Source organism: Plasticicumulans lactativorans, from assembly GCF_004341245.1.
GTDB classification, from domain to species: domain Bacteria; phylum Pseudomonadota; class Gammaproteobacteria; order Competibacterales; family Competibacteraceae; genus Plasticicumulans_A; species Plasticicumulans_A lactativorans.
The window spans coordinates 21,370-27,656 of the sequence record NZ_SLWY01000027.1 but is presented as its reverse complement, the minus strand read 5'-3'; the positions used below and the strand labels follow the sequence as shown (position 1 = coordinate 27,656).

Annotated in this window: 6 protein-coding genes and 1 pseudogene; 3 read left to right on the top strand and 4 right to left on the bottom strand. The window is 70.7% G+C overall.

The genetic code is table 11. From position 1 onward, the window contains the following. The 3 genes and pseudogenes from EV699_RS20345 to EV699_RS18300 all read left to right on the top strand — a co-directional run. Positions 1 to 93, top strand: a pseudogene (locus tag EV699_RS20345) (thiazole synthase); the annotation flags it as partial. Positions 94 to 131: 38 nt separating this feature from the next. Beyond that, positions 132 to 818 carry a tRNA (guanosine(46)-N7)-methyltransferase TrmB gene (trmB, locus tag EV699_RS18305; protein WP_132545531.1) on the top strand — a complete coding sequence of 229 codons (687 nt, stop codon included), beginning with the start codon at positions 132 to 134 and terminating at the stop codon, positions 816 to 818. A gap of 79 nt (positions 819 to 897) precedes the next feature. Next, a complete protein-coding gene (locus tag EV699_RS18300; protein WP_132545529.1) occupies positions 898 to 1,935 on the top strand; it encodes an NADP(H)-dependent aldo-keto reductase in 1,038 nt (345 codons plus the stop codon). 11 nt (positions 1,936 to 1,946) lie between these two features. Here the strand turns inward: EV699_RS18300 and radA are convergent, their stop codons facing one another. From radA to EV699_RS18280, 4 genes are all read right to left on the bottom strand, one after another. Further along, the gene (radA, locus tag EV699_RS18295; RefSeq protein ID WP_132545527.1) at positions 1,947 to 3,323 is read right to left on the bottom strand and encodes a DNA repair protein RadA; all 1,377 of its coding nucleotides are present in this window, start codon (positions 3,321 to 3,323) and stop codon (positions 1,947 to 1,949) included. Beyond that, positions 3,320 to 4,726, bottom strand: a complete 1,407-nt coding sequence (gene dnaB / locus EV699_RS18290; RefSeq protein WP_132545525.1) for a replicative DNA helicase — start codon at positions 4,724 to 4,726, stop codon at positions 3,320 to 3,322. The genes radA and dnaB overlap by 4 nt, the downstream gene beginning before the upstream one ends. 117 nt (positions 4,727 to 4,843) lie before the next feature. After that, positions 4,844 to 5,290, bottom strand: a complete 447-nt coding sequence (rplI, locus tag EV699_RS18285; protein WP_132545523.1) for a 50S ribosomal protein L9 — start codon at positions 5,288 to 5,290, stop codon at positions 4,844 to 4,846. Positions 5,291 to 5,348: 58 nt separating this feature from the next. Beyond that, a complete protein-coding gene (locus EV699_RS18280) occupies positions 5,349 to 6,275 on the bottom strand; it encodes a hypothetical protein (protein ID WP_132545521.1) in 927 nt (308 codons plus the stop codon). Positions 6,276 to 6,287 lie beyond the last annotated feature (12 nt).

The following is a 6,287-nucleotide window of genomic DNA, read 5'->3' as shown; positions in this document are numbered from 1 at the left end:
ATCGAGGCCGGGCGCGAGGCCCACCTCGCCGGGCGCATCCCGAAGAAGCGCTTCGCCAGCGCCTCCTCGCCGCTCGACGGGCTGTTCTTCTGAACGGCCCGCCGGGCGCTTCCAGCACAGTGCTTGCCGTCATGAACCAGCCCGCAACCGCGCGCCGCATACGCAGTTTCGTTCGTCGCGAAGGCCGCCTCACCAGCGGCCAGCAGCGCGCACTCGATGAGTTGTGGCCGCGTTTCGGACTGGCGGCCGACGGCGCCCCGCTCGATCTCGACGCCACCTTCGGCCGGCACGCCTGCCGCGTACTCGAAATCGGCTTCGGCAATGGCGAATCCCTGGCGACGATGGCCGCCGCTGCGCCTGCTACCGATTTCATCGGTATCGAAGTGCATCGGCCGGGCGTCGGCCATCTGCTGATGCGCATCGACGCACTCGCGCTGGACAACGTCCGGGTATTCTGCGCCGACGCCGTCGAGGTCCTCGAGCGGCGGATTCCCGATGCCTCGCTCGATCGCCTGCAGGTATTCTTTCCCGACCCGTGGCACAAGAAACGTCACCACAAACGGCGCCTGATCCAGCCGGATATCGTCGCGCTGTTCGCCCGCAAACTGGCTGCCGGCGGCGTCCTGCATCTGGCGACCGACTGGGAGAATTACGCCGAGCACATGCTCGACGTGCTGCGACAGGCGCCGGCATTCGCCAATCGCGCCACCGACGGCGACTACTGCGCGCGCCCGGATTACCGCCCGCTGACCAAGTTCGAAACCCGCGGCCAGCGCCTCGGCCACGGCGTCTGGGACCTGTTATTCACCCGCCGCTGAGGTGGTGCCGTTCGCGCGGACCGTAACGGCGTGCGCGCCCTTCAATCCCGGCGGTAGTGCACGGCGAGGTAATGCCCCGATGCTTTATCACCGTATTGCCCACACCGATCTCGATGTCAGTCGCATTGCGCTCGGCACCATGACCTGGGGAGAACAGAACACCGAGGCCGAAGCCCACGCGCAACTCGATCATGCGCTCGCCCACGGCGTGAACTTCATCGACACCGCGGAAATGTATCCGGTGCCGCCGCGCGCCGAAACCCAGGGCCGCACCGAAACCTATATCGGCACCTGGCTGAAGGCGCGGCGCTGCCGCTCGCAGGTGGTGATCGCCAGCAAGGTCGCCGGCGCCGCGCGCGATCTCGATTACCTGCGCAGCGGCCGGGTGTGCCTGGACCGGCGCAACATCGCGCTCGCCCTCGACGCCAGCCTGCGGCGGCTGCAGACCGACGTCATCGATCTCTACCAGTTGCACTGGCCGGACCGGCACGCGAACTTCTTCGGGCGGCTCGGCTACGAGCCCGACGACAGCGCCTTCACGCCGATCGAGGAGACGCTGGAGGCCCTCGCCGAACAGGTCCGCGCCGGCAAGATCCGTTACGTCGGCGTGTCGAACGAGACGCCCTGGGGCCTGATGCGCTACCTCGCCGCCGCCGAACGCCTCGGCCTGCCGCGCGTGGTGACGATCCAGAATCCCTACAACCTGCTGAACCGCAGCTTCGAGATCGGCCTCGCCGAGATCGCCCACCGCGAGCGCATCGACCTGCTCGCCTACTCGCCGCTCGCGATGGGCCTGCTGAGCGGCAAGTACCTCGATGGCGTGCGCCCGGCCAACGCGCGCCTGACGCTGTTCAAGCGCTTCCAGCGCTACAACCGGCCGCAGGCGGAGGCGCCGACGCGCGCCTATGTCGAACTCGCCCGCCGGCACGGCCTCGACCCCGCCCAGATGGCGCTCGCCTGGGTCAACCGCTGCCCCTACCTGGGGGCCAACATCATCGGTGCGACCTCGCTCGAACAACTCGCCGCCGACATCGCGAGCATCGACCTCGAGCTGCCCGAGGCCGTGCTGAGCGGGATCGAGGCGATACACGCCGACCAGCCCAACCCCTGCCCCTGAGCGCCGCCGGCTCAGAGCACGATCGCCAGCGCCTCGGTGAGGCGCTCGACCGGCGTCACGGTGAAGCCCTCGGCGAGGCGTGCGCGCGGCACGTTGGCTCTGGGCACGATGGCCTGGCGGAAGCCGTGCTTGGCGGCTTCGCGCAGGCGCTCCTCGCCGTTCGGCACCGGGCGGATCTCGCCGGCCAGCCCGACCTCGCCGAAGACGACGAGATCGCTCGGCAGCGGCCGGTCGCGGAACGACGACAGCGCCGCGAGCAGCACAGCGAGGTCGGAAGCGGTCTCCTGCACCCGCACACCGCCGACCACGTTGACGTAGACGTCCTGGTCGTACATGGCGATGCCGGCGTGACGGTGCAGCACCGCGAGCAGCATCGCCAGGCGGTTCTGCTCCAGGCCGATGGTCACCCGCCGCGGATTGCCGCCGTGGCATTCGTCGACCAGCGCCTGCACCTCGACCAGCAGCGGGCGGGTGCCCTCGCGCGTCACCATCACCACGCTGCCCGCCACCGGCCCGGCGTGGCGCGACAGGAAGATCGCCGAGGGATTGGCGACCTCCTTCAGCCCGTGCTCGGTCATCGCGAACACGCCGAGCTCGTTGACCGGCCCGAAGCGGTTCTTGACCGCGCGCATCACGCGGAAGCGGCTGCCGCTGTCGCCCTCGAAATAGAGCACGGTGTCGACCATGTGCTCGAGCACCCGCGGCCCGGCGATGGTGCCCTCCTTGGTGACGTGCCCGACCAGGAACAGCGCGGTGCCGCTGCGCTTGGCGAAGCGCACCAGTTGCGCGGCGCTCTCGCGCACCTGCGCCACCGCGCCCGGCGCCGACTGCAGCGCCTGGGTGAAGATGGTCTGGATCGAGTCGATCACCATCACCTGCGGCCGCTCCTGCGCGGCCGCGGCGAGGATCTGCTCGACGCAGGTCTCGGGCAGCAGCCGCAGGCGCTCGCGCGCCAGCCCCAGACGCTGCGCGCGCAGGCTCACCTGCTGCGGCGATTCCTCGCCGGTGACGTACAGCGCCCGCTGCCGCTCGGCGAGGTGGGCGAGCGTCTGCAGCAGCAGCGTGGACTTGCCGATGCCCGGGTCGCCCCCCACCAGCGCCACCGAGCCCACGGTGAGGCCGCCGCCGAGCACGCGGTCGAGCTCGCCGATGCCGCAGGGCAGCCGCGCCGCCTCGTCGGTCGACACCTCGGCGAGCGTGGCGACCCGCGCGCCGCCGTCGGCGGCGCCGGCGTAGCCGCCGAAGCGCCCGCCCTTGCCCGGTGGCGGGCTGGCGACCGTCTCCGCCAGGCTGTTCCAGGCGCCGCATTCGCCGCACTGCCCGGACCATTTCGGGGCCTGCGCGCCGCACTCGCCGCAGACGTAGACGGTTCGCGGCTTGCCGCTCACTCGTAGCCCGCCGTGCTGTAGACGTCCGGGGTGAAGTTCTCGAAGCGCGTGTACTTGCCGAGGAAGGTCAGGCGCACGGTGCCGATCGGGCCGTTGCGCTGCTTGCCGATGATGATCTCGGCCACGCCCTTGTCGGCGCTGTCGGGATTGTAGACCTCGTCGCGGTAGATGAAGCAGATCACGTCAGCATCCTGTTCGATTGCGCCCGATTCGCGCAGGTCCGACATCACCGGGCGCTTGTTCGGGCGCTGCTCGAGCGAGCGGTTGAGCTGCGACAGCGCGATCACCGGCACGTGCAGCTCCTTGGCCAGCGCCTTCAGCGAACGCGAGATCTCCGAGATCTCGGTGGCGCGGTTCTCGGAGCTGCCCGGCACCTGCATCAGCTGCAGGTAGTCGAGCATCACCAGGCCGAGCTGGCCGTGCTCGCGCTGCAGGCGCCGGCAGCGCGCGCGCACCTCGGTGGGCGACAGCGCCGCGGAATCGTCGATGAACAGCCGGGCGTCGGCGAGCAGGCTCACCGCGGAGGTCAGGCGCGGCCAGTCCTCGTCCTCCAGCTTGCCGGTGCGGATGCGGTGCTGATCGATGCGCCCGAGCGAGGACATCATGCGCAGCGCCAGATGGTCGCCCGGCATCTCCATGCTGAACACCGCCACCGGCAACCGTTCCTTGAGCGCGATGGCGGCATTTTCGACGATGTTCATCGCGAAAGTGGTCTTCCCCATCGACGGCCGCCCGGCGACGATGATCAGGTCGCCCGGCTGCAGCCCGGCCGTCATCTCGTCGAAATCGGCCCAGCCGGTGGGCACGCCGGTGATCGGGTCGTCCTTCTCGAACAGCATGTCGATGCGGTCGACCGCCTTGGTCAGCAGGTCCTTGATCGGCAGGAAGCCCTGCTGGCTGCGGTTGCCCTGCTCGGCGATCGCGAACACGCGCCGCTCGGCCTCGTCCAGCAGTTCCCGGACGTCGCGCCCCTGCGGCGCGTAGGCCGAGGCTGCGATGTCGGTGCCGACGCGGATCAGCTGCCGCAGCACCGAGCGCTCGCGCACGATCGCGGCGTAGGCGCGGATGTTCGCCGCGCTGGGGGTGTCGCGCGCAAGCACGCCGAGGTAGGCCATGCCGCCGGCGTCGGCCAGCAGTTCGTTGCGCTCCAGCCACTCGGCCAGGGTCACGACGTCGAACGGCGAGCCCTTGTCGGCGAGTTCGCGGATGGCGCGGAAGATCAGCCGGTGATCACCGCGGTAGAAATCCTCCTCGCTGACGCGATCGGCGATCTGGTCCCACGCGGCGTTGTCGAGCATCAGCCCGCCGAGCACCGCCTGCTCGGCTTCCACCGAGTGCGGCGGCACGCGCAGGGCGTCGGTTTCGCGGTCGGGCGGAGCGTAGTCGGGGGCGGGCACGGCCATGGCTCAAACCTCGCGGCGGCGGCCGCGCGATCCGGCCAGGGGCGTCGACGGGCTCGGGGCCGGAGCGCACGGCGGCCGGTCGGTCCGCGGACGTACCCGCGGACCGACCGCGGAGGGTCACTCCGCGATGACGTTGATGTGCAGCTTGCAGTTGACGTCGGTGTGCAGGTGCACGTCGACCTCGTACTCGCCGACGTGGCGGATCGGGCCGTCGGGCATGCGCACCTCGGCCTTCTTCAGCTCGATGCCGGCCGACGACACGGCGTCGGCGATGTCGCCGGGGCCGACCGAGCCGAACAGCCGGCCTTCGGCACCCGCCTTCGCCGCCATCGTGATGACCAGGTCGGCGAGGTGTTCGCGACGCTCGTTGGCACGCGCCAGCGCGGTGGCGGCGGTGGCTTCGAGCTCGGCCCGGCGCGCCTCGAAGCGGGCGATGTTGGCCGCCGTCGCCTCGGTCGCCTTGCCTTGCGGGATCAGGAAGTTGCGGCCGTAACCGTGCTTCACCTTGACGCGGTCGCCGAGGTTGCCGAGGTTGTCGACCTTGGTGAGCAGAATGATGTCCATCGTGGAACTCCGGAAGTTCGTGTGTAGTTTGATCGGCGCGGCCCCGGGCGTGTGGCCTTCAGGGATCGCGCCGCTCCGTCGAAATCGGCCGCCGCACGCGTGCCCGCAGGTCGGCCCAGGCATCCACCAGCGCCAGCGCGATGAGGCCGAGCCCCACCTGCGGCAACGCCAGCAGCAGCGCCAGGTACAGGGCGACCAGCCAGACCCGCGACATGCCGCGCAGCCCCACCAGCCCGTGCACCACCGCCAGCCCCTGCAGCACGTAGGCGGCGCCGGCGACGATCGCGAGGTTGCCGGCGAAGGGGCTGTGGGCCAGCGCGACGGTGGCCAGCAGCGCCATCATCACCACCGCCGGCCAGCGCCCCAGGCGCAGCGCGTGGAACTCGCGGCGCAGGCCGCCGGGGTTGTACAGCAACGCCTGCCAGCCGCGCCCCAGCAGCAGCGCCAGCAGGGCCGACAGCGCGCCGTTGGCGGCGACGATCCCGGTCATCAGCGGCGCGAGGAACTGCAGGATCTCGTCGACCGCGACCATGCCGTCGCTGTCCATGCCGGCTTCGCCCAGCGCCTGCCTGATCGATGCGTTCAGCACCTGCAGCCACCACGCCGCCGTATCGTCGACCAGCAGGTGGAAACCCAGCACCGCCACCCAGCCGAGCAGCACCGCGACGAGCGTCGCGACGGCCAGCGACACGCTCGCGCGCAGCACCACCGCGAGCAGCAGCACCGGCAGCCAGAAACCCGGCAGCACGGTCAGGACCGGCCCCGGGCTGCCGAACAGCAGCCACGCGATGGCGAGCGAGCCCGCCGCGGCGAAGCCGAGCACCAGCCCCCCTTCGCCACCACCACGGCGCAGCGCCACCAGCGCCAGTGCCGCGCCGCTGACGAACATCAGCGGCGGCAGCAGCAGCGCCAGGAACATCGCGCAGGCGATGACGAGCGCGGCCTGCGACCGCCCCGCCATCACCCAGTTGGCCAGTGCTCTCATGCCGTGAGCCGC